26 protein-coding genes are annotated in these 25,148 nt (G+C 54.9%); 18 read left to right on the top strand and 8 right to left on the bottom strand.

Annotation, left to right across the window (positions count from 1 at the left end):
* Nucleotides 1-66: 66 nt before the first annotated feature.
* Nucleotides 67-876: a hypothetical protein gene (locus tag ABSB80_RS03380; RefSeq protein WP_428368165.1), complete on the bottom strand. Its 810-nt coding sequence runs from the start codon at nucleotides 874-876 to the stop codon at nucleotides 67-69.
* A 417-nt stretch (nucleotides 877-1,293) separates the two neighbouring features.
* On the opposite strand from ABSB80_RS03380, the gene ABSB80_RS03375 reads away from it, so the two are divergent.
* From ABSB80_RS03375 to ABSB80_RS03335, 9 genes are all read left to right on the top strand, one after another.
* On the top strand, nucleotides 1,294-2,463 hold the full coding sequence (locus ABSB80_RS03375; RefSeq protein ID WP_428368163.1) for an aminotransferase class V-fold PLP-dependent enzyme: 1,170 nt from the start codon (nucleotides 1,294-1,296) through the stop codon (nucleotides 2,461-2,463).
* Nucleotides 2,450-2,833, top strand: a complete 384-nt coding sequence (locus ABSB80_RS03370; RefSeq protein WP_428368161.1) for a hypothetical protein — start codon at nucleotides 2,450-2,452, stop codon at nucleotides 2,831-2,833. The genes ABSB80_RS03375 and ABSB80_RS03370 overlap by 14 nt, the downstream gene beginning before the upstream one ends.
* Nucleotides 2,830-3,177, top strand: coding sequence for a class I SAM-dependent methyltransferase (locus ABSB80_RS03365; RefSeq protein WP_428368159.1), 348 nt, complete (start codon nucleotides 2,830-2,832; stop codon nucleotides 3,175-3,177). Before ABSB80_RS03370 ends, ABSB80_RS03365 begins: the two co-directional genes overlap by 4 nt.
* Before the next feature lie 611 nt (nucleotides 3,178-3,788).
* Nucleotides 3,789-4,052, top strand: a complete 264-nt coding sequence (locus ABSB80_RS03360; protein ID WP_428368157.1) for a 4Fe-4S binding protein — start codon at nucleotides 3,789-3,791, stop codon at nucleotides 4,050-4,052.
* 21 nt (nucleotides 4,053-4,073) lie between these two features.
* On the top strand, nucleotides 4,074-4,484 hold the full coding sequence (locus ABSB80_RS03355) for a molybdopterin dinucleotide binding domain-containing protein (protein ID WP_428368155.1): 411 nt from the start codon (nucleotides 4,074-4,076) through the stop codon (nucleotides 4,482-4,484).
* A 6-nt stretch (nucleotides 4,485-4,490) separates the two neighbouring features.
* The gene (locus ABSB80_RS03350) at nucleotides 4,491-5,816 is read left to right on the top strand and encodes a formylmethanofuran dehydrogenase subunit B (protein WP_428368153.1); all 1,326 of its coding nucleotides are present in this window, start codon (nucleotides 4,491-4,493) and stop codon (nucleotides 5,814-5,816) included.
* On the top strand, nucleotides 5,817-7,523 hold the full coding sequence (locus ABSB80_RS03345) for a formylmethanofuran dehydrogenase subunit A (RefSeq protein WP_428368151.1): 1,707 nt from the start codon (nucleotides 5,817-5,819) through the stop codon (nucleotides 7,521-7,523).
* Nucleotides 7,524-7,533: 10 nt separating this feature from the next.
* A complete protein-coding gene (locus tag ABSB80_RS03340; RefSeq protein WP_428368149.1) occupies nucleotides 7,534-8,334 on the top strand; it encodes a formylmethanofuran dehydrogenase subunit C in 801 nt (266 codons plus the stop codon).
* A 31-nt stretch (nucleotides 8,335-8,365) separates the two neighbouring features.
* The gene (locus ABSB80_RS03335; protein WP_428368147.1) at nucleotides 8,366-8,629 is read left to right on the top strand and encodes a rubredoxin; all 264 of its coding nucleotides are present in this window, start codon (nucleotides 8,366-8,368) and stop codon (nucleotides 8,627-8,629) included.
* 155 nt (nucleotides 8,630-8,784) lie between these two features.
* Here ABSB80_RS03335 and ABSB80_RS03330 read toward each other — a convergent pair whose 3' ends face one another.
* The 3 genes from ABSB80_RS03330 to ABSB80_RS03320 form a co-directional block, all read right to left on the bottom strand.
* Nucleotides 8,785-9,018 carry a hypothetical protein gene (locus tag ABSB80_RS03330; protein WP_428368145.1) on the bottom strand — a complete coding sequence of 78 codons (234 nt, stop codon included), beginning with the start codon at nucleotides 9,016-9,018 and terminating at the stop codon, nucleotides 8,785-8,787.
* Nucleotides 9,019-9,267: 249 nt separating this feature from the next.
* Nucleotides 9,268-9,486 carry a hypothetical protein gene (locus ABSB80_RS03325; RefSeq protein WP_428368143.1) on the bottom strand — a complete coding sequence of 73 codons (219 nt, stop codon included), beginning with the start codon at nucleotides 9,484-9,486 and terminating at the stop codon, nucleotides 9,268-9,270.
* Nucleotides 9,487-10,073: 587 nt separating this feature from the next.
* Nucleotides 10,074-10,952 (bottom strand): ferredoxin-like domain-containing protein, encoded by an 879-nt coding sequence (locus ABSB80_RS03320; RefSeq protein ID WP_428368141.1) that lies wholly within the window; start codon nucleotides 10,950-10,952, stop codon nucleotides 10,074-10,076.
* Nucleotides 10,953-11,035: 83 nt separating this feature from the next.
* Between ABSB80_RS03320 and ABSB80_RS03315 the strand changes: the two genes are divergently transcribed.
* Both ABSB80_RS03315 and ABSB80_RS03310 read left to right on the top strand, forming a co-directional pair.
* Nucleotides 11,036-11,608: a hypothetical protein gene (locus ABSB80_RS03315; protein WP_428368139.1), complete on the top strand. Its 573-nt coding sequence runs from the start codon at nucleotides 11,036-11,038 to the stop codon at nucleotides 11,606-11,608.
* A 106-nt stretch (nucleotides 11,609-11,714) separates the two neighbouring features.
* Entirely contained in the window at nucleotides 11,715-12,959 is a 1,245-nt protein-coding gene (locus ABSB80_RS03310) for a DsrE family protein (RefSeq protein WP_428368137.1), read from the top strand.
* Between the two features lie 329 nt (nucleotides 12,960-13,288).
* Here ABSB80_RS03310 and ABSB80_RS03305 read toward each other — a convergent pair whose 3' ends face one another.
* Genes ABSB80_RS03305 through ABSB80_RS03295 form a run of 3 tightly spaced genes read right to left on the bottom strand, consistent with a single transcriptional unit; the run spans nucleotide 13,289 to nucleotide 15,857 of the window.
* Entirely contained in the window at nucleotides 13,289-14,038 is a 750-nt protein-coding gene (locus tag ABSB80_RS03305; protein ID WP_428368135.1) for an acyl-CoA dehydratase activase, read from the bottom strand.
* A complete protein-coding gene (locus tag ABSB80_RS03300) occupies nucleotides 14,035-15,315 on the bottom strand; it encodes a double-cubane-cluster-containing anaerobic reductase (protein ID WP_428368133.1) in 1,281 nt (426 codons plus the stop codon). Before ABSB80_RS03300 ends, ABSB80_RS03305 begins: the two co-directional genes overlap by 4 nt.
* Nucleotides 15,316-15,332: 17 nt before the next feature.
* Nucleotides 15,333-15,857, bottom strand: coding sequence for an OsmC family protein (locus tag ABSB80_RS03295; RefSeq protein WP_428368131.1), 525 nt, complete (start codon nucleotides 15,855-15,857; stop codon nucleotides 15,333-15,335).
* 336 nt (nucleotides 15,858-16,193) lie between these two features.
* Here ABSB80_RS03295 and ABSB80_RS03290 point away from each other — a divergent pair, with 336 nt between their 5' ends.
* The 7 genes from ABSB80_RS03290 (at nucleotide 16,194) to ABSB80_RS03260 (ending at nucleotide 23,753) form a co-directional block, all read left to right on the top strand.
* On the top strand, nucleotides 16,194-16,457 hold the full coding sequence (locus ABSB80_RS03290) for a 4Fe-4S binding protein (RefSeq protein WP_428368129.1): 264 nt from the start codon (nucleotides 16,194-16,196) through the stop codon (nucleotides 16,455-16,457).
* Between the two features lie 14 nt (nucleotides 16,458-16,471).
* The gene (locus ABSB80_RS03285; RefSeq protein WP_428368127.1) at nucleotides 16,472-16,882 is read left to right on the top strand and encodes a molybdopterin dinucleotide binding domain-containing protein; all 411 of its coding nucleotides are present in this window, start codon (nucleotides 16,472-16,474) and stop codon (nucleotides 16,880-16,882) included.
* A 1-nt stretch (nucleotide 16,883) separates the two neighbouring features.
* A complete protein-coding gene (locus ABSB80_RS03280; protein ID WP_428368125.1) occupies nucleotides 16,884-18,260 on the top strand; it encodes a formylmethanofuran dehydrogenase subunit B in 1,377 nt (458 codons plus the stop codon).
* 2 nt (nucleotides 18,261-18,262) lie between these two features.
* Entirely contained in the window at nucleotides 18,263-19,987 is a 1,725-nt protein-coding gene (locus ABSB80_RS03275; RefSeq protein WP_428368123.1) for a formylmethanofuran dehydrogenase subunit A, read from the top strand.
* A gap of 9 nt (nucleotides 19,988-19,996) precedes the next feature.
* Nucleotides 19,997-20,803, top strand: a complete 807-nt coding sequence (locus ABSB80_RS03270; RefSeq protein ID WP_428368121.1) for a formylmethanofuran dehydrogenase subunit C — start codon at nucleotides 19,997-19,999, stop codon at nucleotides 20,801-20,803.
* A gap of 88 nt (nucleotides 20,804-20,891) precedes the next feature.
* Entirely contained in the window at nucleotides 20,892-21,647 is a 756-nt protein-coding gene (locus ABSB80_RS03265) for a SagB/ThcOx family dehydrogenase (RefSeq protein ID WP_428368119.1), read from the top strand.
* Nucleotides 21,648-21,833: 186 nt separating this feature from the next.
* Nucleotides 21,834-23,753 carry a molybdopterin biosynthesis protein gene (locus tag ABSB80_RS03260; RefSeq protein WP_428368117.1) on the top strand — a complete coding sequence of 640 codons (1,920 nt, stop codon included), beginning with the start codon at nucleotides 21,834-21,836 and terminating at the stop codon, nucleotides 23,751-23,753.
* 144 nt (nucleotides 23,754-23,897) lie between these two features.
* Here ABSB80_RS03260 and ABSB80_RS03255 read toward each other — a convergent pair whose 3' ends face one another.
* Nucleotides 23,898-25,148 (bottom strand): Coenzyme F420 hydrogenase/dehydrogenase, beta subunit C-terminal domain, encoded by a 1,251-nt coding sequence (locus ABSB80_RS03255; protein ID WP_428368115.1) that lies wholly within the window; start codon nucleotides 25,146-25,148, stop codon nucleotides 23,898-23,900.

Below are 25,148 nucleotides of genomic sequence, written 5' to 3'. Positions count from 1 at the left end.
TCCCGGTTGAACGGAGATCGATTGGGGAAAATCTCCAGATCTAGATCTGAATTTCTGAACAGACATTTAACGAATGTCCGGAACGGTGCGGTTTTGTGATAAAACGACCGAGCCTTTTATGGGAATAACCCCCCAGAGATCACCTTTCACCTTGCCTTCTATGCGAACGTTCATTTCGGGAGAGGTATTCCGGGGAGTCTGGATAATGAGGGGAAAAACTGCCAGCCTCTCGTTTGCCGGAAGTTCGATATCCTGTGGAGGCATCGACGGAAATATCTCCCAGCACACTTCATGCCCGTTATTACGCATGCCCTCGTATTCAAGCAGCTCGCATACCGGCATTTCGAGCGTGTACCCGGTTTTTTTACTGTAGGTACCGCTCATTTTTTCCTCCGGCCCAACCGTGACCCGGAACCGTTCCGTATTTTTGACGTGAACGGATATCCGCTGCAACGCAGGCGCACTGAAATCCAGGGCCGGGGATATGGAGATCCCATCCCCACAGGTTTCAATTATCCCTGTGATGATCCCCTTCTCTTTTGGAGAGTAGTCGAGAATTTTTATCTCGGGAGGAAAATCAAAGGTTACGATTGCATTGATGAAACGGGTCGTGGAGGGATCCCCTATTCGTATACTGCAGGTGAGCACCAAGGTGGAAAAATCATGGTTATGCCGGTTCACCTCACGGTCAGGATCTTCCTTAAGAATTCTGGTTATTTCAACATCGGGGGTCCGGGCTGACATTTTTGTCAGGTAGACCATGGCATTTGGCCCGGGCTCTTCATCCTCCTGCAGAATGCCCGAGGGTTGTGAACGCGTGGCACACCATTGATCATCCGTGGTCTTCCCGGGACGGGACAGATATGCATCTTTCATCATTCTCGCAGACCACAATCCTATTTCAGACCGTAATGCTACTTCAACGGATTCGAATGAAACGTCATCGTCTGCCACGATCTTTCCTCAGTATCACTTTAAAGAATGGATTTATAAAGCGTTGTGGTATTATCGGATGCGGTAACTTTTGAGAAAACCCGTATTTACAATCATCAGCTGACTATCCATTTTGCGCGTCAGGGAAATTTGGATAGTATAAAATTTTCACAAGTACTGAGGCTCCCGTTATGTTCCCCTCCGGATCCGGAATTATTGTAAGGGGAAAACAAGAATATTGCCATGGCCGACCTCGCAGGAAACCACAGACCACACATCCGGATACGGTATCATCCTCGTTTTCCGATGATCTTATTGCGTTTGAAAAAACACTGAAGCTATTCATCACAGGTTCTCTCCATGAAGCATGCACCACCTGACGCTGACACGCCCCTCATCTACCTCAACAATGCTGCGACAACGTGGCCGAAACCACCGGAAGTACTTTCAGAAGTTGCCCGGTGCCTGCAGACTCCCTTTTTCGAGTACGGGCGGTCAACTGCCGGAGGAGCAACGGACTATCCCTCTGTGACCCGGGATGCCCTTGAAACATTTTTCTATGCGGAGGAACCGGGCCATTTCATCTTCACGCAGAACGCAACGGATTCCCTGAACCTGCTCATCCACGGGTTTGTGAAAAACCAGAAAACACCATTCCACGCGATCACGACAGAACTGGAGCACAACTCCGTACTCCGCCCCCTGCATACTCTTGAGGGGGAAGGGCGGCTCACCCTCTCCACACTCCCTTTCGATGATGGCCGCGTCACCCTGCAGAAGATCAAAAACGCCATACGGTCCGATACCCGCCTTGTCGTCATGACCCATGGCAGTAACGTACTCGGCTCCTTACAACACATCCGGCCCGTTGCGGAATACTGTGCGTCAAACGATATCTTCCTCATCGTTGACGGGTCCCAGACCACCGGGCAGATCCCCATCAACCTGTCAGAGATCCCTGCAGGTGCGTTCGTCTTTACCGGGCACAAGGCGCTCTTCGGGCTCCCGGGTATCGGGGGGTTCTACCTCCAGGACCCTGAGACCATCGCCTCCATCCGGCAGGGTGGCACCGGTACGGATTCCCATACACTTGCTCACCCGCAGAATATGCCGCAGAAGTTCGAGGCCGGGACACCGAACTATCCCGGTATTGCCTCGCTCCTTGCCGGCATCCGTTACATCGAACGAGAGGGGCAGGATGCAATCACCACTAAATGCAGGAGCCTTACCTCACGCTTCATCGGCAAACTCACCAGGGATCCGAATATCATCCTCTACAACCCGGCTGCCGATCTCCCGGTGGTCTCTTTCAACATCAGGAACATGGATAATGATGAGGTCGGCTACATTCTGGCAAAGGCGTATGGTATCATCACCCGTACCGGCCTCCACTGTGCCCCGCTCGTCCACGACCGGATCGATGGAGGAAAGGGAACTATCCGCGTCAGCTTTTCCTATCTCAATACTCCGGAAGAGTGCTTGAAAGCTGCTAAAGCGGTCCGTGAGGTGGCAGAGAGTGCTGATTCTTAAGTCCGTGCAGACGAAGGTCTGCACCGATGGCTCGCTCATGAAAGAGTACGTCCTCGATGAACCGCTTACCGAAAATTTTTTGATATTTTTAGAGCGATTCGGCACGGTCCGTCATCTGGAACAATTAAAGAAACCTTTTTTCTCGTTTGAGAAAGAGCATTTCATCTCCATCAAGGGATTTATCGGGGACCGTAACGTCGAAGTGCGATATAAAAAAGAATTCCAGGACCTGGTGGCAGATTATTTTCACCTTTTGCTGTTCTATGAGCGGGAAGGCCAGCCCGGTATTTCCCGTTTGAAGGGAATTGAAGAGACAATCCGGCAAAAGATGGAGACCCGTCTGGACTCTGCAGAGAGGAAAGGCATATGATCTCCTCCTGCCGGTTTTTTGATGAGTTTGCCGGAGATTATGACCGGTGGTTTGAGATGCACGGCGATGTTTATAAGGAACAGGTCCGCATGATGCGGGAAGCAGTACCTCATAACGGTCGCGGTCTTGAAGTGGGTGTTGGTTCCGGCAGGTTCGCTGTCCCGTTTGGCATCCGCTATGGCATCGATTCGTCCCGCAAACTCATTGGGATGGCGAAAACCCGGGGGGTAGCGGTTGTGCAAGGTGAAGGAGAGCACCTGCCGTATCTACCAGAAACCTTCGATTATGTGCTGATGATGATAGTCATCTGTTTTTTTGGAAAACCCGCTTCCAGTATTGCATGAAACCTTCCGGGTATTGGTGAAGGGAGGAGATTTAATTCTGGGCTTCATCGAGAAAGACGGGGAGATTGCCACCCAATACCGGCAGGAGACAATCAAAGGCAGGTTCTTCCGGTTCGTCCGGTTCCTGACTGCTGATGAAGTTACCCGGTTTTTTGAAGATACGGGATTTTCAGAGGTCTCAGTTATCAGCAGAACCCGGGGATTGTGCGTGATGAGAGGACGAAAACAATAAAGAAAATGAGCGATATACGGATGTGATTGTGATGCTCTCCGGTGCATGGAAACCCAATACTATTCCACTCACAGATATAACAATTGATTTTATCATCCTGCGCGTAAGGGAAAATTCCGGCAATAAAAAATCCGGATAATTATTTGGATAAATTTTATACAATTTTTCCTGAAAGAAACACTCTCCCCATACAGGATTTTCTCTCACCGGTTGTCAACTGGTTGAGATAACCAATGTCATGGGTTAACCATGTACAAAATAAAAGAACGAGCATTAATTAATTCCATTTTATCGTCTGTAAACAAAACAATCTTTAATTACTCTCCCCGGTCAACTTCTGAATTAAGCAAATTTGATCAAAAATTTGTGTGTGATGTGCATGGCTTTTGCAGTACATGTAAACATGGAACGGTGTACGGGTTGTAATAACTGTGTTGTTGCCTGCCCGGTCAATGCTCTCGAGCTCTTTACGCTTGACCCTGTCACCAGGGAGAAGATCTACCAGGTGCAGGACGGTGTCGCGGTCAGCCTCGATTTCAAGGCTGAACTCTGTGCAGGATGCGGCGTATGCGTCGAAGCGTGCCCGTACGAAGTGATCAGCCTCTCCGGGAAAGGCGGAACTGAATTCCTGGCCAAGGTCTGACCTGATATACGAGGAGATGCAATGGCAGAGAAGAGAATTACCCTCAATATGATCACGTGCCGGACCATCCAGCAGGGTGTCGGCATGGAGGCAGGCAAGACGTCCCAGAAATACTTCGATGCCTGCACGATCATTCATATGCATCCCGACGACATGAAGAGACTCGGGATATGGAAGAACACCAATGTCAGGGTCACGAGCTCGGCCGGCAGCGTTATTGTGAAAGCTGTCGAGACCCGCGAGGACCTCGTCCCGGGCCTTGGTCACATCCCGATGGGGCCCTGGGCAAACCGGATCGTCCCGGCCTACACGTTCTCAACAGGAGAACCCTGCTTCAAGGGATTCCCGGTCGATGTCGAGATCGCTGCGAACGAGCGGATCATGGGCGCAATCGAGGTTCTGCAGGACGCCTGCGGCCTCATAAGGAAGTGACGAGAAATGCCAAAAGAAGTTACTGATGTTATCTGCCCGTTCTGCGGTACCCTGTGCGATGACCTTATCGTTTCGGTATCCGATGACAACAAGACCATCCTTGGGGTCAAGAACGCCTGCGCCATCGGCGCCGAGAAGTTCAACCACCAGCGGCTCCCGGGCCGGGTCATGCGCCCGCGGATGAGACAGGCTGACGGCTCGTATAAGGAGGTCACCTACGATGAGGCGATTGACTGGACAGCCAAGATGCTCGTCAAGTCCCGAAAGACCCTGATGTACGGCTGGGCTTCCACCAGCTGCCAGGCCATGAGCATCGGCCATGAGATTGCCGAGAAGGTCGGGGCCATTGTCGACAACTGTGCAACCGTCTGCCACGGCTCGTCCCTGATCGCCATCGAGGATGTCGGTGTCCCGAGCTGCACGCTCGGTGAGATCAAAAACCGTGCTGATCGCGTCATTTTCTGGGGATGCAACCCGGCTCACGCCCACCCCCGCCACATGTCCCGCTACTCCATCTTCCCGCGAGGTTTCTTCACTGTAAAGGGCCACAAGGGCCGGAAGATCTACTGCGTTGACTGCCGGTACACGGACACAGCAAAAGTTGCCGACGAATTCATCCAGGTCCAGCAGGGCTTCGATTATGAGCTCCTGGATGCCTTCAGGGTCGCAGCCCGCGGCGAAGTCCTCCCGGACACCGTTGGTGGCATCCCGAAAGAGAAGATCTATGAGATCGTTGAGGACTTAAAGAAAGCCCGCTTCGGCATCATCTTCTTCGGCATGGGCCTCACCCACACCATGGGCAGGAACCACAATATCGATATCGCCATCAATCTGACCCGCGACATGAACGACTACACGAAATTCGCGATCATGGCCATGCGGGGCCACTGGAACGTTACCGGTTCCGGCCAGGTGCTCGGCTGGCAGTACGGGTTCCCGTACGCCGTCGACGTCTCAAGGAGAGACCAGGCACGCCACCAGACTGGCGAGACGACCTCCGTCGACCTCCTCAACCGCAACGAAGTCGAGGCATGTTTCTACATCGCCACCGACCCGGGTGCACACTTCCCGGTCGATGCAATGATCAGCAGCTCCAAGAAACCGACCGTCACGATCGACCCGCACATCAACTGTACTACCGAGATCTCGGATCTCCACATCCCGGTCGCCCTGGTCGGTGTCGAAGTCGGGGGTTGCGCCTATCGTATGGACAACGTCCCGATTGAGACCCGCAAGGTCGTCGACCCACCAGAAGGTGTGCTCACCGACGAGGAACTCTTAACGAAGATCAATCTCCGTGTTGACGAACTCCTTGCCAAGGGAGGCGCGTAAATGTCAGAATTCATCATCAAGAATGGCCGCGTCTTTGACCCGGTACAGGGTATCAAGGGCGATAAGACGGATATTGCCGTCAAAGACGGCAAGATAGTCGACAAAGTTGGCTCCGGTGCGAAGGTTATCGACGCCAAGGACAAGACCGTCATGGCAGGTGCCCTTGAGATCCATGCCCACGTGGCAGGTCCCAAAGTCAACGCCGGCCGCTGGTACCGTCCCGAGGACAAGCATTTCGACTCCCACAAAACAGCCGGCATCACCCGTATCGAAGGCGGCAAGTCAATCCCGACCGTCTTCAAGACCGGCTACGAGTACGCCCGCATGGGGTTCACGTTTGCGATGGAAGCCGCGATGCCCCCGCTGTATGCACGGCACGTCCACGAAGAGATCCACGACACCCCGATCATTGACGAAGCTGCACTCCCGGTCTTCGGCAACAACTGGTTCATCCTTGAATACCTCAAGAACCAGGAGATCGAGAACACCGCAGCCTACGTTGCCTGGGTGCTGCGCCAGACCAAGGGATATGGTATCAAGAGCGTCAATCCCGGCGGTACGGAAGCCTGGGCATGGGGGCTGAACTGTCTCAGCATCCACGACCCGGTCCCGTACTTTGAGATCACTCCGGCCGAGATCACGAAAGGCCTGATGGCGGCAAACGAGTACCTGGGTCTCCCCCACTCGCTTCACATTCACCAGAACAATCTCGGAAACCCCGGTAACTACACGACCACGATCGATACCCTGAAGCTTGCAGAAGGCGTCAAGCCCAAGAACAACTTCGGCCGCGAACAGGTCATGCACTCCACGCACCTCCAGTTCCACTCCTACAAGGGCACGAACTGGGGAGACTTCGAGTCCGGTGCAAAGGAAGTCATGGACTACGTCAACAGGCAGAAGAACCTCACCATCGATACCGGTAACGTCACCCTTGACGAGACCACCACGATGACTGCGGATGGTCCGTTCGAGCACCACCTCCACGGCCTCAACCACCTCAAATGGTTCAACGTGGACGTGGAACTCGAGACCGCTGCCGGTGTTGTACCCTTCATCTATGATCCGGACAACGCCGTCTTCGCCAGCCAGTGGGCAGTCGGGCTAGAAATTGCACTCTATGCAAAGGACCCGATGCGCTGCTTCATCACCACCGACCACCCGAACGCAGGACCGTTCACCCGCTACCCGCGGGTCTACTCGTGGCTCATGTCCGAGAAGGTCCGTAACGAACGCCTCAACTCCTTCAAAAAAGCCGACAAGGTCATCTCCGCAACGAACCTGTCCGGCATGGACCGCGAGATCTCGCTCTACGAGCTCGCCCAGATGACCCGTGCAGGCCCAGCTAGGGCACTCGGCCTGATGAAAGACTACGGTGGCTTAAAACCCGGTATGAATGCCGATATCGCCATCTACAACATCAACCCCGACAAGTTCCCGTCAACCGGGCCCGAGATCGAGAAGGCATTTGCCCAGGTCGCCTACCTCTTCAAGGACGGCAGGATCTGTGTCGAGGGCGGCAAGGTTGTCGATATGGGCCAGAAGAAGACATTCTGGGTGGATGCAAAAGTGCCTGAGAACAAGCAAGTCATGCATGATGTCCGCGAGAAGTTCCTCCGCTATTATAGCGTGAACGAGAACAACTACTCGGTACCCGAGAGCTATGCACCGCACCAGCACATCATCGCCGTGGATGCGACCCAGTGAGGTGAAAAGGATGAACACGGTTACACTCACTGTAAAAAAGACCCCGGAACTTTTCCTGGAATGCGAGAACGTCAATCCCGACACATTTGCCGGCAAGAAGGCTGACCAGATTGCAAAACTCGGCGCTTTCCAGGGTAGGGAGATCTCCACGCTCGGTGATTACTTCACCATAGCCGGGGAAGCGGGCCCGACTGCAGCTGACACAAAGATTATCGTCAACGGCGACTGCACGAAGATGAAGTACATTGGTGCGAAGATGACGGCTGGCGAAGTAGTCGTCAACTCGGCCTGCGATATGTACACCGGCAGCTGGATGAAGGGCGGCAAACTCGTTGTCAACGGGGACGTCCATTCATTCTGCGGTCTCGCGATGGCAGGCGGCGAATTTACCATCAACGGCAACGCAGGCAACTATCTTGGCGCAGCCTACCGTGGCGACTGGCGCGGCATGAGCGGCGGTGTCCTCCGCGTGAAGGGCAATGCCGGCTCCGATGTCGCGACCTTCATGACCGGTGGTACGCTGATCATTGAGGGCGATGTCGACATCCACCTCGGGACCCACATGGAAGGCGGCAAGATCATCCTCAAGGGAAATGCGAACCGCCGTGTCGGCGGCCAGCTCGTTAAGGGCGAGATCTATGTCTTTGGCTCGATCAACGTTATGATGCCCGGTTACAAGCCCGTCAGGGAAGTCGAGCTCGATGTCGATGGCACCAAGGCAAACTTCGTCGAGTTCATCGGTGACCTTGGCGAGCGCCACCCCAAGCGGAAGGGCGAGACCGTGTACGGCAAGCTCTTCATGAAAAAATAATTTTAAGGAGATCTTTAAGGAGGTTATCACGATGGACAAATACAGATGCATGATGTGCGGTCATGTCTATGACCCGGCGGTCGGCGAAACGAAGGCTTTCACCACCATCCTGTGCAACACGGACAGGATGCAACAGTACGAGTGCAAGATCATGTCGGCAGCACCGATCAAACCCGGGACGGACTTTGCCGATATCCCGGCCGACTGGAAGTGCCCGACCTGCGGTCACCCCAAGTCCTACTATCGCAAGGTGGTGCCCGACACCCTCACGGCGATGCGGACTATCAATTACTAAGGTGAACCTTCGGTTCACGCTCCTTTTTATATCAGAATTTTCTCCTGGTACCTGAAGGGATACCCCATCCCAAAAGTCCCTGCGCGTGACTCGTACCTGAAGCATTGCAAAAAAATCTGATTTGCGAGGGCCATGTCCCCTCCGGAGATTCACTATTAGCCGCGCTTCAGGACCGGCCCGCTTACCGTGGGGATGATCCCGTCAACCATCTGCCGGTAAAGCCGTTCCGGGAATGTTGCGTGGGAGATCATGGTATAAAGGGAATACGATACCGGCGCATGATACCTGATTGTTTTATCCGAAAAGACGACTGCCATCGTTCCTGCAGCGATATCGTATCCGATCTCGCGAATCCGGTTGGATACGTGCCTGTTCCAGACCATAGTCATGGTTTGCTCTCCCAGACACAAACGAGAGTGCCTCATGTGAAAATGGAATGGAAAAGGGGATAAGAGTTGGGATACAGGAGGGTGCTCAATTGCCATGGGAACCCAACCGAAGGCTCTCTCATGTAAATATCCGGCTATCTCCCGGACTCCGGTAAGAAACTGAAATCTGAATTATCACGATAAAAACGGATTCGGAATCGAACCTACGCAAAGCTCCCGACTCTTCTGTCTCCCATCTTTTTCCCGTATTTATGTCACGCTGACCGTGGGGATTTTTCCTGCAACAACCTGCTTGTAGAGCCGTAAGGGAAACTTTGCGTGGAAGATCGATGCATAGAGCGGATAGGGTATCGGTGCGTGGTACTTCCTGGTCTTATCCGCAAACACCACTGCCATTGTTCTTGTCGCGACATCGTATCCCAGTTCACGGATACCATTAGATACATATCTGTCCCAGACCATGTTCATGGTTTTCTCCCGGGCACCCTGGATGGTGCCTTACGCGGCAATGGGACGGTGCAGAAGATAAGGATTGTGCCGGAATGTAGTCAGGGAAATACCCGGTGCAGATCTCCAAATAGTACTTTACGTGTGACTTCTCACGAACGAATTTTTTTTTTAAAATCAATTCACTGCGCATGGGCTGGCGTCTCCAATAAATGTACCCACGCGACCCCCTCAAAACCCGTATACTATCTCTCACTCAAATCTCCGATATAAACATTCTGAAAAATGGCCCTTAAGTCAGACTATCATTGAGGGGGTCACATGGGTACAAATGATATCCGGGGAGGATATCGTCCAGAGAATATGGTTCCGCAACAACCGGGATCTCATACTTCGTCACGTCAGAAAATCCGGCAATCAGGAAATGTAAGAATGACCGCGGGACATCGGATTGTAATAATGAATGTACCTTTACGACCCCCTCCTTCTCCAGTGATTCCGTGAACAGGAATGGCGCGTGCTTACCATGTCTGATAAAAAAAGTGTATGCTCCCGGGAATATACCCGGTAACCGGCTTCTGGAGGTACCGGAACCGGCAACGATCCGGTTATGCTTCGATCATCTTGACAATCGACTTCTTGAACTCATCGAATTCGAGCTCGTCCAGCTGCTCCGGCAGGAGCGAGCCGGTCGAAGCCTGCCGGTAGATCCAGTAGATGATCTTGTCCACAACTCGGATCACATCTTCCTGAGACTTTACGTCTATCAGGTGCCGACCGATCTTCGGGTGCCGGCCCCGGTGGCCGCCCACCGTGATGCGGTACTCCGGGGGGGAACCCCGGATGATATGGAACGGGCAGGGCATGATGCAGAACCCGCACTCCATGCATTTGGCAGTAGTGAGGACGATGATGCCGTCCTGGACCTCGATCGCCTTCTCCCGGCAGTAGTGGGTGCAGGTGCCGCAGCCGGTGCAGAGCCCGGGGTCACGGATCGGCCGCTGGATACCGGTGATCCCGATCTCGTTGAGCCTCTCGCTCTCGCAGCCATTGGGGCAGGAGGAGATGGCAATACGCACTTTCACCGGGAGTTCCTTGCCGAAGAAATTCTTATCGATCTCTTCAGCCAGGCCCACGGAATCGATGATGCCGAACTTGCAGTGCCGGTTCCCGAGACAGGCAGTGACATTCACGACCTCCTCACGCTCGGCACCGAGCGGTGTGCCATTCGCAGCGAGATCATCGACAAGCTCTGCGAGTATAGCAGGGTCAACATGCGGGAATTCAATGGTCTGGCGGGTAGTGAGATGGGTGTTCTTAATCCCGTATTTGGCTGCGATCTCCCCCAGCCCTTTCATCCGGGCAGGCGTGATCATGCCGGCCGGCATGCGGAGGCGGACGATACAGAAGCCGGGATCGCGTTCGGTAATGATCCCGCCGCGGGTAAAGAGATCCTGGCTGGCCGGGGGTGACTGGCGTCGTGACATAGCACCATTCTATGGGTGGCTTACATGGATAGATGTTATCACCGTACTAACGATTATACAATATCCTTTCCTATTATGTACAGATGACGCAGAAGTCCGAATACATGGAGGCCTTCTTCGGTGTGGAACTCAACCAGAAGTTTGAGGACATCATTGCCGAACTCAAAAATACCGAGGACGACCTCAAGGAACTTTCCAAGCAGATCGGGCTACTGGAAACAAACATGGCAACCGAGGATAAAACAACCCTCATAAAGGAGTGCCGGGCGGTTGCCTACGAGAACGCCCAGAATATCAAGGATTGCCGGACCTTCCTTGAATTTTATCTGAAATCAGACAAGACCTCCACCCATATCATCCTCGAACGTGATGCCTACATGAAGATCTACCAGGTCTTCAAGTGGGACGGTTCGGACGTGCGGGATTTAAAGCGCTGGATCAAAGAGCTCAGGGAGATCTGCGACAAGATCGGCCTGAATATCCGGGACCTTCTCAATTTCAAGAAACTCACGGCCCAGCCGGTACCGGAGGAGCTTGTGAAGTTCCCGGTCTATGCTCTCGACAAGCAGGGATACTGCCTCACCGGTCCGGCGTTTGATATGGTGATGCATATCGATGAAGTCCGCGAAAAAATGGCCGAGAATAATTCATCATAATACTATCTTTCCGTGGCATCTTCCCATAACCCCGTAAAAATAACCAGACGCTTTTAACACAACCCATAATAATCATGTTCGTATACCTTTAACAGAGAATGACGTCATGACCGTACATTTTTTTCTCCTCGGAGGGGCTATTACGCAGGAGCGGCTTGGCTGGATCGAGGAGAGCCTGAAATTTTTCTTCGTGAAGCTCAATCCCGAGAACCTCCTGCACCATACTGCACAACAAGAGGGCATCTTTACTTTCCTTCTTACCGGGGACGCACTTTACAGCCTCATTGAACCTGAAACGGTACGGATCTGGGAGATCATCCTCTCGCTGCCATCAGTCCTGATCATCTGCGACCGGCACGAGCTCGCCCTCCGGGGCATCTCCATCGAAGGCCTGAAGATGAAATACCACGACCAGGTGATTGATCACAATCGTCTTGGCATCAGTGGCCAGCAGTCATTCTGGAACGACGTGGCAAAGATCGCACGGCAGCATGAACAGCCGGTACCGAGCACAATCGGGTACCTGCAGGTTGAATCACCGTATATGAACCACTCATCAGTCTCCGCGGTACGATGCCTGGCTGCAGCCCTCGAGGTCCATGCCTCGGTAGAGTTGTATGCGTATCTCGACGGTGTCCACCTGAGTCATACGGGCCAGCACCCGACCGAGCGCGGGAATATCGGCAAGGGACTGGAGGAGGTTGCAGACAAAGCAGCAAAGAAAGGGCTGCAGTGCCAGATGATCGCCTGCAGCCGCTATGCTACCGAACGGGGGTACAGTACCTGGGATGACGGGAAGGGCCAAGTGGTCTCGGCGTGTACCATACGGCCGTTCCGGATCCGTTCCATCAGCGAGCTGATCGAGAGATTCGGGCATAACCATACCATCCTCGGGGATAATGTCGTATCCATACAACTGATAAAGGAAGCGCAGCAACATTCCTTCTCCCCCCGGGAAAGCGGCCGGGCTCCCCCACTCATCATTCTTATCACCCGGACACCCTATGGAACGGAGATGGCATCCGGGGCACTCTCCCTTGCTGTCGCCTGCGCTGCCCAGGGCATCTTGACGAGGGTGATCTTCATCGAGGATGGCATTTATACCCTCACAGGTAATCATACGCGGGACGAAGAGTCGGAATTTTTCAGCCTCCCGGAGATCATCAATGCCGTTGCCGGCAATGAGAAACTCCAGTTCTATGCATTCCAGCCCTCACTGCACCGGAGGGGCATGAGTAAGAACCCGAAACTGAATGCCGTGCTGGACATCGGGATGACGGAACTCGGTCAGCTGCTCTTTTACCCGCCAAAGGGCGTGCAGGCCGGCCACCAGCGGGTCATATTCTTTTAAAATCAGATGGCTCCGTGGCGGCCTCAAATCCGGCCATGTTTGGAGACCGGTAATTACCCCGTCATGACTCGAAGAACCTGACGGTTCTTCTCGATTTCGTGGTCAGAGATGTTTGAAAAACATTGATGACGTGAAGGGAGACCCTAGCCGACCTTCATGCTTCTGATGAACCCCAATCCCGCGCGAGGCCCTGATGCGGGGAGCCCTCGGTATGAGAAAATTGGATGGATTTCGATGCAATTTTCCTGTTTCGTGTATTTCACAAAGTTAAAAAAAAAGATTCCATATTGGAATTCAAGACCGTATCGATAAAAAAACGGGATGCGAACCTACCCCTCTTCTGATGCGCTCAGCGCGGCCCCAATCGCACCCACGATTTGAGGATCGGGTGGGACAAAAACAGGTCTGCCCATCTCGTTTTCGAGAAGGATTCTCACGCAGTCGTTCAACGCAACACCTCCGGCAAAAAATATTCTCCCCGGTGGTGCAACCCGTTTCAGGAGACCCGCGGAACGGCTTACAATGGCCTTGTGAATACCCAACGCCACCTCATTGCGATTCGCGCCCTGTGAAGTGAGAGACACAACCTCAGATTCTGCAAACACGGTACACATGCTGTTGATCTTCCCTGCTCTCCGGGCAGAAAGAGCCGCTGCCGAGAATTCTTCCAGGGTGAACCCGAGCACAGTCGCCATGACCTCAAGGAAACGGCCTGTCCCAGCAGCACACCGGTCGTTCATCTCGAATTTACATAAATTGCCTTCACTATCCAGTGAAATGGCCTTTGTGTCCTGTCCGCCGATATCAAGAATTGATCCGCAGGTGGTCGTGAAAAACCGGGCACCCAAGACAAAAGCCGTTATCTCACTGATCACCGGACAGGCAAAATGCCCTTTGATCAGATGCCGCCCGTATCCGGTAGCAATGATACCATCGAATACCGCACCGTCCATAAGATCCTGCGCCGTCTCGAGCGGGTTGTGAGATGTGACCGACTTGCGGGAAAGGACAAGCTTGCCGTTTTCAAGCACGGCAAGCTTGATGGTACGCGATCCGATGTCAATTCCCGCGTATCTCATTTTTTCTTCAGGCGCTCGACGAATGCCTCAATCCTTGTCTTGAGCTGTCCGGTATCCTCCTGGCTGTAATCAGTTTCCAGGCGCAATGTCGGCACGCCCGACTTTTCCAGCTCTCTCTCAACCGGACCGCTTTCCATGATGTAGGGCTGGCAGAATTGCAGGCTGTAGTGGATGACACCCTGTGCGTGGAGCTTTTTCGTCATCTCTTTCACGTAATCGACCCGTGATGGGTTCGGGGTAAAGACAGCGCAGTCGATATTGAAGTACCGGTCGGTGATAGAATCAAGGATTTCATCCACCGTGTTACCCTTTACTTCAGTCAGCCATCGGGTGCCCCGTTCACCCACGCAGGATTCTTCGCCCACGATCACAGCCTTGCTTGATTCGATAAGTACAGGCACTTTCCAGTTCGGAACGGCCATGGGGCATCCTGAAACCACTACACGTGTTGTTCCCTTTGGAAACACGCCTGTTCCGTTTTTCACCCGGATCTCCAGCTCGTTGCAGAGTTTATTGACCGATTCGGTAAACCGGAGCGGGTCATCATGGAAAAAGACCTGGTTTACCAGCAGGGCGTCAAGTCCGGATATCGGCGCCGGATCGGCAGCGCGAATCGCGGCAAGTCTTTTCATTGCCATCCGTTTCGCATTGACGATTTCGACCGCCTTTTTCAACGATGCAACGGTTACTTTTTTCCCGCTAACTTCTTCGAGTTTTGCGATGAACTTGCGGTATTCCTCTTTCAGCAAAGCCCTGCCCATTTCAGATTTTGTCTGGGGAAGGTCCATGACGTACAGGTCTTTTACCAGCGGGCCCAGTATCTCATAGGCCTTTTTCTTGCCATCGCAGGTATTCTCTCCCACCACAACGTCGCTGGCTTCCAGATAGGGGCATACCTTGCCGAGCTTGAACCCGAACGCGGCTTTGATGAGCGAACACGTGTTCCTCGGCAGTAACGTTTCAGCGCCTTCAAAATTGAATTCTGCTCCGGCGCACAATCCGACCGCTACACCGTCCACAGCAAGGACCAACTCTTCCGGAACGAAAACGCAATAAGAGCCGATCACTTTCCGGCCCTGCGCTTTGGCATCCATAAGCTCCTTGATGCGGAGCCCGTGAACTTCGCTCATGACAAAATCAAAGTACTTCATTCCCTCCGGGCGGTTCTTTTGTGAAAGGAAAATATCCGAATACGCTTTTCCAAGAACCGAGAGAAGTGCGTCATGGTTCTTCAGATCAAGACCCAGTGACTGCCACATTTTTGTGTAATCTGACATAGTTAACCTCTGAGATTTTACCTGAGAATCTTCAGCTCCGGTCTGAGCCGGATCGCATGGGTGATCGTGAACATGCCCATGCAGCGCTTCAGTGCATACTCCTTGAGATCGTTGAGCTGGGCATCGGTCGCATCGCCGGATACTTCGATGATGATCCGGTACTCGTTCACGAGCGGGCTGTCCCCGAGATCGAACTGCGTGGTGTAATCGAGGTCTGCCTCGACTTTGGTTTTCACCGACTTCAGCTGGATGTTCCTCATGGCGGCTTCGGTCACATAGGTGCTTGTGTAGCATGCCGCAAACCAGAAGAGGCCGAAGGCCATCGGGCCGGGACGGATGCCGGGGCCGGCGAAGTTCGGGTGACTCGCCTCCATGGTATAGGTCCCGTCCTTCACCTTGACCGTGGACCTGAACTGCGGACCGCCATCTTCAAAGAGCCAGTCGCCCTCGATCCGTGCAGTGAATTTTGCCTGTTTGGGATCCGCCTGGATCTCCTTTTTGTACTCCTTCACCTGCTTGGTGTCGATGTTGTTGAGACTCACGAGTTAACACCATTTCACTATTTGTCAGGAGAGTAAAAATAATTTGGTAAATGTTATCGTTTTATTGTGAGAGAAGATTTTACCTGATTCCGGAAATAGCATGATTTCAGGTATTCTGGATGAAGGAGCCAAAAGCGACTCAATCCGCACCGTGATTTATTGAAATAGAGAACGGTGAATTCTTACAGGATACAGGCCCTCATTCGCTATCTTATCGTCTGATCCTTTGCCGGATTCAATAGCCATGAATGTAATTTTCAAAAGGTTTATTAATTTTAATGAACCAAAGATCTGTCTGTGAAAGATACATTAACTTTTAATTTTGATGTGATGTGCATGGCGTTTTCAGTACATGTAAACATAGACCGCTGTACCGGTTGCGGAAACTGCGTGGCTTCCTGCCCGGTCAATGCCCTCGAGCTCCACACGGTCAACCCAGTGACAAAAGAGAAGATCTACCATGTCAAGGACGGGAAATCGATCAGCCTTGACGTGAAGATGGAACTCTGCGCAGGGTGCGGGGTGTGTGTCGGGGCCTGCCCGTATGATGTGATCTCCCTCTCCGGACGGGGCGAGACCGGCGCGATGGTATCGATATAATCCGAGGATGAACCATGGCAAAAATTACCCTGAACATGATTACCCAGCGTTCGGTCGAGGAAGGCGCTGCGATGGAGAAGGGGAAGACCAACCCTGACTACTTCGACGCCTGCTCGATCTGTGAGATGAACCCTGAAGACATGAAGAAACTCGGCATCTGGAGAAACACCAATGTGCGGGTCACCAGCGAATGCGGCAGTGTGATTGTGAAAGCCATCGAGCCGACCCAGTACGTGCCACCCGGCCTTGCCCACATCCGGCAGGGCGTCTGGGCCAACCAGGTCGTCCCGCCGCGGACCCAGTCAACCGGCACTCCGCAGTACAGCGGGTTCCCGGTCACCATCGAGCCGGCACCCCAGGAAAAACTCAAGACCGCCCTCCAGCTCGTGCAGGGCGCTGTCGGGCTCTGGAAAGGAGGGAACTAATATGCCAAAACTGATCAAAGGCGTCGGGTGCCCGTACTGCGGCTCATCCTGCGACGACATCGAAGTGTTGGTCTCCGATGACGAGACCAAGATCCTTGAGGTGCACAACGCCTGTATCATCGGGAATAACCTCTTCCACCACGCGAACGATCCAACCCGCCCGAAACTCCCGCGGATGCGCCAGCCGGACGGCTCGATGAAGGAGATCAGCTACGATGAGGCGGTCGACTACTTCGCTAAGACGCTCATCGCGGCCAAGAAACCGCTCATCTACGGCTTCGGCTCCACCAACTGCGAGGGCATGAGCGCCGTCGCCCGCATCGCAGAGAAGGCCGGTGCCGTGCTCGACAACTGTGCGACCATCTGCCACGGCCCATCGTTCCTTGCCATGTTCGATAATGGCTACCCGAGCTGCACCCTTGGAGAAGTCAAGAACCGTGCCGATGTCGTTGTCTTCTGGGGATGCAACCCGATGCACGCCCACCCCCGCCACACCTCCCGGTACTCGATCTTCCCCCGCGGCTTCTTCACCCAGAAGGGCCAGATGCAGCGTACCATCCTCTCTATCGACCCGCGCGAAACCGATACCGCAAAACTCGCCGACCACCACCTGATGCTCGACCAGGGCCATGACTACGAGCTCTTCGATGCCTTCCGGACCGTGCTCCGGGGCTTCGACATCCCTGAGAAGGTTGCAGGTATCCCGAGAGAGAAGATTAAGGAGGCGGTCGAGATCATGAAGAATGCCAAGTTCTGCATGATCTTCTTCGGTATGGGCTGCACGCACACGGATGGCCGCAACCACAACATCGATGCCGCCATCAGCCTGACCCGCGACCTCAATACCCACACCAAGTGCTCGATCATGGCAATGCGGGGCCACTACAACATCACCGGTCCCGGCCAGGTCTGGGCCTGGCAGTTCGGGTTCCCGTACTGTATCGACCTCAGTAAGGGCACCCACGCCCACATGAACCCGGGCGAGACGAGCTCGATCGACCTTGCAATGCGGGACGAAGTGGACTGCTTTGTCAATGTCGGCACCGATGCCGGCGCCCACTTCCCCATCCCGGCGGTCAAGCAGCTCAAGAAGCACCCGTGGATCACCGTGGACCCGAACTTCTGTATGGCAAGCGAGATCGCCGACCTTCACATCCCGGTCAGGATTGCCGGTGTGGACGAGCCGGGCGTAGTCTATCGTATGGACAATGTCCCGATCCAGTTCCGGTCGGTCATCAAGGGCCTGCCGGGCGTACCGAGCGACGAAGAACTCTTCGACCGTGTGTACGAGCGGATGTGCGAACTGACCAACACCGAGCCGATCTGGCTCGTTGCAAAGGCAGACCGTAAATACCCCCAGAACCCGGCGGTGAGCTGAAGATGGCATCAGGAGAAATTATCATCAAGGGCGGATTCGTTGTCGACCCGACCCGGAAGATGGACGGCGATGTCGCAGATGTCGCCATCAAGGACGGGAAGATCGTTGACAAGGTCAGCTCCTCCGCAAAAGTGATCGATGCAAAGGGCAAGACCGTCATGGCCGGCGCTGTGGATGTCCACGCCCATGTCGCAGGACCCAAGGTGAATATCGGCCGCCTGTTCAGGCCCGAGGACAAGCTCTGTGCAGGAACCTGCAGGAGCGCGATGGCGCAGAAGGGCTACCGGATAGAGTCCGGATTCTCGATCCCGAGCACCTTCAAGACCGGGTACGACTATGCCAGGATGGGGTACGCGTTCGTCATGGAAGCCGCGATGCCCCCCCTCTACTCCCCGCATATCCACGAAGAGATCCACGACACCCCGATCATCGACGAGGCAGCACTCCCGGTCTTCGGGAACAACTGGTTCGTCATGGATTACCTCAAGAAGGGCGAGGTCGAGAACACGGCGGCCTATATCGCCTGGCTCCTCAATGTCACGAAGGGCTTTGGCGTCAAGTGCGTCAACCCCGGCGGCACCGCCGCCTGGGGCTGGGGCCTCAACTGCTTAAGCCTCGATGACCCGGTCCCGTACTTCGAGATCACCCCCCGTGAGATCATCACCGGTCTCCTCAAGGCAAACGAGTACCTCGGTCTCCCGCACTCGATGCATATTCACCAGAATAACCTCGGGAACCCCGGTAACTATGAGGGCACCATCGACTCCCTGAAGCTTGCCGAGGGCATCAAGACAAAAAACAAGTTCGGCCGCGAGCAGGTCATGCACTCCACCCATCTCCAGTTCCACTCGTATGGCGGAACCAGCTGGGGCGATTTCGAGTCCAAGGCCAAGGAAGTCATGGACTACGTGAACAAGAACAAGACGATCACGGTCGATACCGGGAATGTCACCCTCGATGAGACCACCACGATGACTGCCGACGGTCCCTTCGAGCACCACCTCCACAGCCTCAACCATCTCAAATGGGTAAATGTCGATGTCGAGATGGAGACCGCTGCCGGTGTCGTCCCGTACGTGTACGACCCGAACATCAAGGTCTGCGACATCCAGTGGGCGATCGGCCTTGAGCTTGCCCTCTATGCAAAGGACATGAACCGGACCTTCATAACCACCGACCACCCGAACGCAGGGCCGTTCACCCGGTACCCCCGGGTTATCAAGTGGCTGATGTCCAAGAAGGCCCGTGAAGCGGTGCTCGACTCGTTCAAACACAAGGACAAGGTCATCGACGCCACGACCATCCACAACATCGACCGCGAACTCACCCTCTTCGAGATCGCCCAGATGACCCGGTCCGGTCCGGCAAAGTGCCTCGGCATGTCCAATATCTATGGTGGCCTTGCCCCCGGTATGAACGCCGATGTCGGTATCTTCGACCTCAACTACAAGAGCATGCCCTCTGACCCCGAGAAGATCGAGAAGGCGTTCCAGCGGGCTGCCTGCTTCATCAAGTCCGGCGAAGTTGTGGTGAAGGACGGCGAGGTTATCAGCCACGGCCACAAGCGGACCGTCTGGGTCAATGTCAAGATGCCCGAGAACCCGCAGGTCAAGCGCGATATTACCCAGAGCTTCACGAAAGAATACACAGTCGACCTCATCAACTACCCGGTCAGGGACTACCTCGCCCCGCACCCGTTCGTCATCGATGTCGACGTGGAGGCCTGAGGTGCGATCATGGCAACTGTTACCTTAAAACCAACCAAGATCTCCGAACTCATCTTCGAGGGCTACAGCATCACCCCTGACGCATTCGCAGGAAAGACCGCTGCACAGATTGCAGAGCTCCCGGGCCACGAAGGCAAGATCCATGTCAAGATTGGTGACTTCTTCACGGTCAGCGGTAATGGCGGCGATTCAGCGGCAGACACCGACGTCGTTATTGCCGGCGACTGCAGCCGCGTCAAGTATATCGGTAGCAAGATGACCGCCGGGACTGTCACCGTCAACGGCAATGCTGATATGTATGTCGGCGGCTGGATGAAAGGCGGCAAGATCCACATCAAGGGCAACGTCGATTCCTTCTGCGGGATCCAGATGCATGGCGGCGAGATCCTTGTGGACGGCAATGCCCAGAACCATGTCGGCTGCGCCTACCGCGGCGACTGGAGGGGCATGAAGGGCGGCACCATCCGGATCAAGGGAAGTGCCGGCAATGATATCGGCACCTTCATGCTTGGCGGCACCATCATCATCGAGAAGAACGCCTTCATCCACGTCTCCACCCATGCAGAGGGCGGTACCGTCATCATCAAAGGCGATGTAGAGGGCCGTGTCGGCGGCCAGATGGTCAAGGGTGACATGTACGTGCTCGGGAATATCAAGTTCATGATGCCCGGGTTCCAGAAGGTCGACATCGTTGAGAAGGAAGTAGATGGTGTCAAGGTAAAGCTCGACCACTACATCGGCGACCTCGGGGAACGCCACCCCAAGAGCAAGGGCCAGGTCGTGTATGCGAACCTGTACCTGAAAGCAGCGGCATGAACCGCCTGCCCGTCACACACATAAGGCCGGAACAACCGGTACCCTTTTTCCTTCAGTTTCAAAATACCCATTTAATGAGGATGTTGTCATGAAAAATATTGGTAAGGAATTCATCAAAGGAACGCAGTACCCGGATTATTCCACGGTCGACCTTCTTCTCCGTGTCCCGGAACCCCCCCGCGAACTCCCGGTCAGGGAAGGCCAGACAATTATCAAGCTCCCCAGCCCGAAACGGTTCAAGGTACCGGACGTACCGGTCAGGAAAGCCATCGAGAACTGGGAGCCGGTCGGGTTCTTCTCCCGCTCCAGTATCAATCTTAAGGAACTCTCGTACCTGCTCTGGTGCACGCAGGGGTTCAGGAAGATCGTTGCAGAGACCATCCAGCTCCGCAATGTGCCGTCAAGTGGTGCGCGCTACCCGCTGGAGACCTACTTTGTGGCAAGCGATGTGGAAGGGCTGGAGACAGGGCTGTACCGGTACCTCCCGAAGTCAAACAGCATTGTTGCCGAACGGCTCGATTCCGACCTGACGCTCGAGATGAGCACGGCAAGCTTAAACTTCAAGATTATGACCCGGGCTGCCATCACATTCCTCTGGGTTGCCGTGCCGTACCGCTCGGTCTGGGCACTGGGGAACCGCGGGTACCGGAGTGTCCTGATCGAGGCCGGGCATACCTGCCAGAACCTCATCCTCGCTGCCGCAGGTCTTGGGTATGAAGTCTTTCCTACAGACATGTTCCATGACGACCTGATGGTCAAACTGGCAAACCTTGATCCGGAGACCCAGTGGCCGGTCTACCTGGCCGCAGTAGGAAAAGTGGAAAAGAACGTCACCGTGGGATAAAAGGATCCTTTTTCTTGGCAATGATGGACAAGAATCCAATCGATTCTTTTATCCAAGAACATTAAGATATAGTATTTTACATCTGGAAAAGGTTCAGTCAATACGATATACGGGCGGAGCGTAACAGCACGGAGAACGCTGTCAGCAACGAACAGGAGCATGGAAACAACCAGGACAGGTATACACATGGTGAAACGGTATCTCTCGCTCTGTTCTCTGGAACAGGCGCTTTCCCTGATGAAGTCGTCATTTCAGGCACCGCAGTGTACGGAGATTGTCTCGCTTACCCGGTCCACAGGCCGGGTTGTTGCAGCACCGGTGTATGCGAAATATTCCGTGCCCGAGGTGAACATCTCCGCAATGGACGGCATCGCGGTCCGGAGCCGCGATACGGTCGGGGCAACAGACCGGGAGCCGGTTACACTGGAGGTGTTTGCCCGGGTCAATACCGGCAATATCGTTCCTCCGGAGTTTGACGCGGTCATCATGATCGAGGACACCTGGGAGGTTGGCGACCGGTTCCAGATCCGGAAATCGGCAGCCCCTTGGCAGCATGTCCGCCCTGCTGGGGAGGATATCCGGGAGGGGCGGCTGGTACTCCCCAAAGGCCATGTGATACGGGCATTCGACATAGGGGCACTAGCAACCTACGGGATAACCCATATCGAGGCCCGGGCAGTCAATATCGGCATCATCCCCACGGGAAGCGAACTCGTGCCGCTTGGGGTCCGGCCCGGCCCGGGGCAGGTTGTCGAGAGCAACACGATCATGGCGCAGGTCTTCCTCGGGGCGATCGGCGCGAAGTGCACGCGGTTCCCGATCGTCAGCGATGATCCCGACCTGATTGCGGAATCACTTCTTGCGGCGGCGAAGGAAAATGACCTTGTAATCATCTCAGCAGGTTCATCGGCCGGCACCCGGGACTTTACGGCAGACGTCATCAGCTCCCTTGGCGAACTGCTCTTCCACGGGGTGGCGGTCAAGCCCGGCAAACCGGTGCTGCTCGGAAAGATCCAGGGAAAACCGGTGCTTGGCCTGCCGGGATATCCCCTTGCTGCGCAGACAGCCCTCCGGGAATTTGCCGCCCCACTCCTTGAGTCCTGGGGATTTCCGCCGTCCCCGAAATATCCGGTCCGGGTCAGGCTCGCACAGGCACTCACCTCCGATCTTGGATTCGACGAGTTTGTCCCGGTCTTCGTGGGACGGATCGGCACTACCCTCTGGGGCACGCCATTTGTGCGCGGGCCCGTGGTCCAGATGGCAACCGTCAAAGCAAACGGGTATACCCATATTCCTGCACCCGTGGAAGGGTACGAAACCGGCCACGAGCTTGACGTACTCCTGACAACTGATCCGGGAAGTGTCGACCGGACACTTTTCTTCCCCGGTTCCATTGACCCCGCTCTCGAAGAACTTGCCGCCATTGCCCACGATGAGGGGCTGTTCATTCATGCCAGCAATGTCGGGAATGACGGAGGATTTTTCGCGCTCAGACGCCATGCCTGCCATGCTGCACCGGTGAGCCTTCCCATAGCATCGCCCCTGTTTTCCACGGGTGATCCTTTCATGCAGCACCGGCCCTCCCGGGACCTGGCATTCGTACATATCGCCAAGATAGAACAGGGGATCGCATCCCGCGACGGGATTGCATTCGATGACCTGCCCGGTGTCCGCTTCATCAACACCCGGAAAGACTCCTCATCGCGCCAGGTCTTCGATGCGCTTCTCCGGATGCGGGATATACCGGCCGCACGGATCAACGGGTACCTGCAGGAGGTATATGGCCCTCAGGCAGTTGCAACAGCGATCCGGAACGGGTTTGCCGATGCCGGCATGTGCACTTCCGGGATTGCCGGGAAGTACGGCCTCCGGTTCGTGCCGCTGGCATACGAGAATTACGAGCTGGCAGTACAGCAGGAGATGCTCGAGGATCCCCGCATCTGCACGATCATAGGTCTGATCCGTTCCCCTTCGTACCAGGCTGTCCTGAAACGGATCGGGGGGTACGACGTATCTCATGCGGGTATCATCCGCGGGATGGCGGACGATAGTACCCTGACGGAACTTTCGCCAACTGCGCCACCGGCCGGATACCCGGGAACCTGAATCCCCCTTTTCACGCGGACGGCACATGCAGCGGTCAGACTACGATCCTTCTGGACAAATCTCGCAATAACGGTCTGCGTCTGGGTAAACTGCGAATTGATCCCGTCGAATCAGGGTTTTTTAAAGAAGGGTATGAAAAAAGGATTATTTCTTTATCGGGTTGAACACATTCTCATAGATCATGTCGCTGCCGGTATTATGCAGGCGCTCGCGCTCGACTTTCTCCTCTGCGTAGGCAAGGATCGGGAGTTCCATGCTGATGCCCGGGGTATGGCCGAACATCTTCTCGAGTTCCACCTGCTGGGCGTGCATGAAGAGCGCATTGGGGATCTCCGCAGGGCAGACTTCCTCACACTGGCCGCAGTTCACGCAGGACGAGGCGATGTGGGCGTACCGGATCAGGTGGAACATGAAGCTGACCGGGAGCTCGCCGGGGGGCACCATGGCGGGGTTCTTGGTCGTGCACTCGACACAGTAACAGATCGGGCACTGGTCGATGCACTGGTAGCACTTGATGCAGCGGGAAGTCTCGGTCATGATCTTCCTGAGACGGTCCTTGCCCTCCCCGAGCCCCTCGAAGTCCTTCTTGCGCCACTTCTCGCCGAGCTTGAGCATCGCGCCTTCGACCTTCCCGCGGATGTCGAGCCCCTTGGGGTTTGCCGGCTCGGTCTCGAGGATGCCTTTCTTGATGGCACCGGCAAGAAGGTTTGCACCTTTCTCGCTGCAGACTTCCACGAAGGTCGCCTTGCCGGCACGGGGGCCGATGACACCCCAGTTCCCGCAGGCGAGGTCGGCCTGCCGCGGGACCTTGAGCTTGCAGCGGCGGCAGTTGGACCGCCGCCCGTAGCCTGCTTCCTCAAGTTCGTCGACCGAGATGCCCTTATGGCCGCCCTCGTACTCGATGATGAACTGGCCCTTGTCGATCTCTTCCTTGTGGACGGCCTCGGGGTCGACCCCGTACTTGTCGGCGATCATCTTCCGGGCAAGGACCGGGCTGACGGACCCTCCGCAGTTGACGCCGATCATGATCACGTTGTCGAGGTCGATCTGCTTGCGCTTGGCAAGTTCGTAGAACGCCATCATGTCGCAGCCCTTGACGGTCACGCCGATCTTTTTGTCGCTGGCACCGTCAAGGTATTTTTTTATGAGTTTTGGGATCAGGAGCGTACCGCAGTGGAGCGAACCGGCGGTCTTTGTAAGATCCTTGGGATCGGTGATGAAGACGGGCTTCGCGTCGTACAGGTCGACACCCCTGGTCACCACGAGAACAGCATCCACGGTTTTGGATTCAAGGGCATACTTCCACAGGGCGGTGACCGCACCGCCGAGTTCCGCCTTCTTCTGGATCTCTGCATCTGTCGTCCAGGCATAGAGCATGTCGCCTTTCTTGGTCAT

Origin of the sequence: Methanoregula sp. (assembly GCF_050010295.1) — an archaeon.
In the GTDB taxonomy this organism is placed as follows: Archaea; Halobacteriota; Methanomicrobia; order Methanomicrobiales; family Methanospirillaceae; genus Methanoregula.
Note: the sequence above shows the minus strand (reverse complement) of the source record. Positions and strands in the feature narration are given on the sequence as shown.

Coding starts and splice junctions, on each gene's coding strand:
- ABSB80_RS03280 (WP_428368125.1), top strand. CDS start 16,884: ATGCCAAAACTGATCAAAGGCGTCGGGTGCCCGTACTGCGGCTCATCC.
- ABSB80_RS03350 (WP_428368153.1), top strand. CDS start 4,491: ATGCCAAAAGAAGTTACTGATGTTATCTGCCCGTTCTGCGGTACCCTG.
- ABSB80_RS03335 (WP_428368147.1), top strand. CDS start 8,366: ATGGACAAATACAGATGCATGATGTGCGGTCATGTCTATGACCCGGCG.
- ABSB80_RS03340 (WP_428368149.1), top strand. CDS start 7,534: ATGAACACGGTTACACTCACTGTAAAAAAGACCCCGGAACTTTTCCTG.
- ABSB80_RS03380 (WP_428368165.1), bottom strand. CDS start 876: ATGAAAGATGCATATCTGTCCCGTCCCGGGAAGACCACGGATGATCAA.
- ABSB80_RS03265 (WP_428368119.1), top strand. CDS start 20,892: ATGAAAAATATTGGTAAGGAATTCATCAAAGGAACGCAGTACCCGGAT.
- ABSB80_RS03270 (WP_428368121.1), top strand. CDS start 19,997: ATGGCAACTGTTACCTTAAAACCAACCAAGATCTCCGAACTCATCTTC.
- ABSB80_RS03330 (WP_428368145.1), bottom strand. CDS start 9,018: ATGACTATGGTCTGGAACAGGCACGTATCCAACCGGATTCGCGAGATC.
- ABSB80_RS03375 (WP_428368163.1), top strand. CDS start 1,294: ATGAAGCATGCACCACCTGACGCTGACACGCCCCTCATCTACCTCAAC.
- ABSB80_RS03310 (WP_428368137.1), top strand. CDS start 11,715: ATGACCGTACATTTTTTTCTCCTCGGAGGGGCTATTACGCAGGAGCGG.
- ABSB80_RS03325 (WP_428368143.1), bottom strand. CDS start 9,486: ATGAACATGGTCTGGGACAGATATGTATCTAATGGTATCCGTGAACTG.
- ABSB80_RS03260 (WP_428368117.1), top strand. CDS start 21,834: ATGGTGAAACGGTATCTCTCGCTCTGTTCTCTGGAACAGGCGCTTTCC.
- ABSB80_RS03345 (WP_428368151.1), top strand. CDS start 5,817: ATGTCAGAATTCATCATCAAGAATGGCCGCGTCTTTGACCCGGTACAG.
- ABSB80_RS03255 (WP_428368115.1), bottom strand. CDS start 25,148: ATGACCAAGAAAGGCGACATGCTCTATGCCTGGACGACAGATGCAGAG.
- ABSB80_RS03365 (WP_428368159.1), top strand. CDS start 2,830: ATGATCTCCTCCTGCCGGTTTTTTGATGAGTTTGCCGGAGATTATGAC.
- ABSB80_RS03360 (WP_428368157.1), top strand. CDS start 3,789: ATGGCTTTTGCAGTACATGTAAACATGGAACGGTGTACGGGTTGTAAT.
- ABSB80_RS03290 (WP_428368129.1), top strand. CDS start 16,194: ATGGCGTTTTCAGTACATGTAAACATAGACCGCTGTACCGGTTGCGGA.
- ABSB80_RS03300 (WP_428368133.1), bottom strand. CDS start 15,315: ATGTCAGATTACACAAAAATGTGGCAGTCACTGGGTCTTGATCTGAAG.
- ABSB80_RS03305 (WP_428368135.1), bottom strand. CDS start 14,038: ATGAGATACGCGGGAATTGACATCGGATCGCGTACCATCAAGCTTGCC.
- ABSB80_RS03275 (WP_428368123.1), top strand. CDS start 18,263: ATGGCATCAGGAGAAATTATCATCAAGGGCGGATTCGTTGTCGACCCG.
- ABSB80_RS03355 (WP_428368155.1), top strand. CDS start 4,074: ATGGCAGAGAAGAGAATTACCCTCAATATGATCACGTGCCGGACCATC.
- ABSB80_RS03315 (WP_428368139.1), top strand. CDS start 11,036: ATGACGCAGAAGTCCGAATACATGGAGGCCTTCTTCGGTGTGGAACTC.
- ABSB80_RS03320 (WP_428368141.1), bottom strand. CDS start 10,952: ATGTCACGACGCCAGTCACCCCCGGCCAGCCAGGATCTCTTTACCCGC.
- ABSB80_RS03285 (WP_428368127.1), top strand. CDS start 16,472: ATGGCAAAAATTACCCTGAACATGATTACCCAGCGTTCGGTCGAGGAA.